We start from the raw sequence: 467 nt of genomic DNA on the forward strand, positions 1-467 counted from the left end.
TCTGGTCGTGGTACAGTTGTAACAGGTCGTGTTGAAGCTGGTATCGTAAAAGTTGGTGAAGAAGTTGAAATCGTTGGTATTAAAGATACAGTTAAAACAACTGTAACTGGCGTAGAAATGTTCCGTAAACTTCTTGATGAAGGTCGTGCGGGCGAGAACTGTGGTGTTCTTCTACGTGGTACTAAACGTGAAGACGTTCAACGTGGTCAAGTACTTGCTAAACCAGGTACAATCAAGCCACACACTAAATTCGATGCAGAAGTATACGTACTTTCTAAAGAAGAAGGTGGTCGTCATACTCCATTCCTTAACGGTTACCGTCCACAGTTCTACTTCCGTACAACTGACGTAACTGGCGCTATCGCTCTTCAAGACGGCGTAGAAATGGTTATGCCTGGTGACAACGTAGAAATGTCAGTAGAATTAATCCACCCAATCGCAATGGACCCAGGTCTACGTTTTGCGAT

At 43.9% G+C, this 467-nt stretch carries 1 protein-coding gene; it reads left to right on the forward strand.

From position 1 onward, the window contains the following. A partial coding sequence (locus EXE10_RS21220; protein WP_265937149.1) for an EF-Tu/IF-2/RF-3 family GTPase occupies positions 1-467 on the forward strand: 467 nt, incomplete at both ends.

It is taken from the genome of Acinetobacter sp. WCHAc060033 (genome assembly GCF_004209125.1).
Taxonomy (GTDB): Bacteria; Pseudomonadota; Gammaproteobacteria; order Pseudomonadales; family Moraxellaceae; genus Acinetobacter; species Acinetobacter wuhouensis.